This is a genomic window from Sphingobium sp. (assembly GCF_035511395.1).
In the GTDB taxonomy this organism is placed as follows: Bacteria; Pseudomonadota; Alphaproteobacteria; order Sphingomonadales; family Sphingomonadaceae; genus Sphingobium.
In genome coordinates this window covers 1-2,647 of sequence record NZ_DATKFP010000338.1, presented here as the reverse complement: position 1 = coordinate 2,647, position 2,647 = coordinate 1, and the positions used below count along the sequence as shown (strand labels likewise).

Sequence of the window (2,647 nt, the reverse complement as noted above, 5' to 3'; positions counted from 1 at the left end):
CATGCCGGACGGCTTTTCCCCCGGCAGCCGGGAATGGTCGGGATCAACAATATTCGATGAGGAGCAGCGCGAGATCCTGCTCTATTTCACCGCCGCCGGCCGCCGCGGCGAAGCGTTACCTAGCTTCGAGCAGCGCATGTTCGGCGCGCGCGCCCGGTTGACGGAAGAGGGGCGAGCGGTCGACTGGCACGATCTGCGGGAGGTCATTCTACCTGATCCTAAGATCTACATGCCGACGACCGGCCGCGGGGGAATCGGCACGATCAAGGCGTTTCGCGATCCGGCCTATTTCCGCGATCCGATGGACGGCCGCCACCATCTCTTCTTCGCCGGATCGCTGGCCGGCTCGGACTCGTCTTTCAATGGCGTGGTCGGTGTCGCGACGGCGCCTGCCGATCGGCCGGATGACTGGACGCTGGCGCCGCCTATCCTGTCCGCCGATCACCTCAATAACGAACTTGAACGGCCGCATGTCGTGCATTGTGAAGGGCAATATTATCTGTTCTGGTCGACGCAGAGCCATGTCTTCAATCCCGATGGGCCGCTCGGCCCCACGGGTCTCTACGGGATGGTGGCTGACCGGCTGGATGGGACATGGCGATCGCTGAACGGCACCGGCCTGGTGTTCGCCAACCCGCCCCAGGCGCCTGCGCAAAGCTATAGCTGGATGGTGTTGCCGGACCTTTCCGTCACCAGCTTCGTCGATAATTGGGGAGGGGGGGCGGAGCGTCGCTTCGGCGGTACTTTCGCTCCATTCGTGCAGATTTGGCTCGATGGTGACAAGGCTGGAGTTGTGCCATGAGCGAGCCACTTGTCGCCGGCGTCGAACTGGGTGGAACGAAGATTTTCGTGGTTCGCGCGCGGGGCCGGGAAATTGTCGACCGAATGATGATTCCCACGACAGCGCCCGACGGAACATTGGGGGCGGCCAAGCAGATATTGCTGGACTGGCATTCACAGGAGCCGTTTTCGGCGCTCGGCATTGCGTCCTTCGGGCCTTTGCGGCTGGACCGGACTGCCGAAGATTTCGGGCGCATGCTGCCCACGCCCAAGCCTGGATGGACGGGCGCGGATATATTTGGCGCGCTGGCCGAGGGACTGCCGTGCCCGGCAGCGATCGATACAGACGTCAACGCGGCCGCACTGGCAGAAGCATATTGGGGCGCGGGGATACAGGAGGACCGGCCTTCGGATTGCCTTTGTTACTTGACCATCGGCACCGGGCTTGGCGGCGGCTTTGTGTTCAATGGTCGGCCGTTGCATGGCGCGATGCATCCGGAACTGGGGCACATCCTCATCCGCCGGGCGGAGGGCGACGAATTTCCAGGCGTTTGCTCCTTTCACGGAGATTGTATCGAAGGATTGGTCAGCGGTCCGGCACTTGCCCGCCGCTTCAATGTGTCAGGCGACGCCATCCCGGCCACCCATCCGCACTGGGACTTTGTCGCGCATGATATCGCCCAACTTGTTTCGACCATTCTGCTGACCACCGCCGCACGACGCATATTGATCGGCGGCGGTGTGGGCATGGGACGAGCCGACCTGCTCGACCGCGTTCGCTCGAAGGTGATCGAGCAGCTCAACGGCTATCTGTCCTTCGTGACGCACGACAGTATCGCCACGATAGTTCGCACGCCTGCATTGGGGGAGCAGGCCGGGCCGCTGGGGGCGATCGCCCTCGCGCTCGACGCGTTGGAAAGGGACAATAAAGGATGATGACAATGCCATCTTTTCGATCGCTTTTTCTGGCCAGTACGGTCCTTCTGTCCCTCTGCGCACCGCAGGCCTTGTCAGCCAAGGTCATCGCAACGGCGGACGGGCGTGTGATGCGGCTGGACGGCGGCGGCGTAACCTATGCCATCGGAGTGGATGAGCAGGGTTATCTCCAGCCGCTCTATTGGGGAGCGACGCTCGACGACAAGGCGCCACTTGCCGCGCGGCATCCCACCGAGCTGTCGGGCTTCGACCCGGCCGGATCGATCACGCCGCAGGAATATGCTGGGCAGGGCGAGGGGCTGGTCAGTGAGCCGGGGATCAAGGCAGTGTTCGCCGATGGCAATCGCGACCTCGTCCTCAAATATCGAAGCCACAAAATCTCTGGCGAAACGCTGACGGTGGAGCTCGCCGATATCCGCCGGCCGTTCACGGTCGCGCTGCACTATGCGATCGATCCGGCTACGGGCGTGATCGCCCGATCGGCCAGCGTCCGCAATGGCGACAGCAAGCCGGTGCGCATCGATCAGATCGCGGCGGCGACCTACACCCTGCCGGTGGGCAGTGACTATCGCCTCCATTATCTGACTGGCCGCCATGCGTCGGAATGGTCGCAGGTGGAAACGCCGGTGACGCCGGCCCTGACCGTCTTGGAAAGCCGTCGGGGATCGACCGGCCATGGCAATCAGCCCTGGTTCGCGGTCCAGCACGGCGGCAAGGCCAGCGAGACGGACGGACCCGTCTGGTATGGGGCATTTGCCTGGTCGGGTTCCTTCCGCCTGTCGGTCGGCCTCGACAATCTCAGCCGGGTGCGTATCAGCGGCGGCTACAACCCCTATGATTTCAGCTGGACGCTGAAACCGGGCGAAAGCCTGGACACCCCGGTTTTCTATACAGGCTATACGAACAAGGGGATGGGCGATGCCTCGCGCCG

The 2,647-nt window shown here is 63.2% G+C and carries 3 protein-coding genes; all 3 read left to right on the top strand.

Annotated features, from left to right (window positions below; genetic code table 11):
* Nucleotides 1-802, top strand: an 802-nt coding sequence (locus VMR39_RS23270; protein ID WP_325419645.1) for a glycoside hydrolase family 68 protein, incomplete at its 5' end; no start/stop codon positions are given.
* Nucleotides 799-1,716, top strand: a complete 918-nt coding sequence (locus VMR39_RS23265) for an ROK family protein (protein ID WP_325419643.1) — start codon at nucleotides 799-801, stop codon at nucleotides 1,714-1,716. The genes VMR39_RS23270 and VMR39_RS23265, both read left to right, overlap by 4 nt.
* A gap of 5 nt (nucleotides 1,717-1,721) precedes the next feature.
* Nucleotides 1,722-2,647 (top strand): glycoside hydrolase family 36 N-terminal domain-containing protein (locus tag VMR39_RS23260; protein WP_325419641.1); only part of this gene is annotated, 926 nt, incomplete at its 3' end.

What these genes read in the sequence shown, in the direction of transcription:
- VMR39_RS23265 (WP_325419643.1), top strand. Translation starts at nt 799, where the DNA reads ATGAGCGAGCCACTTGTCGCCGGCGTCGAACTGGGTGGAACGAAGATT.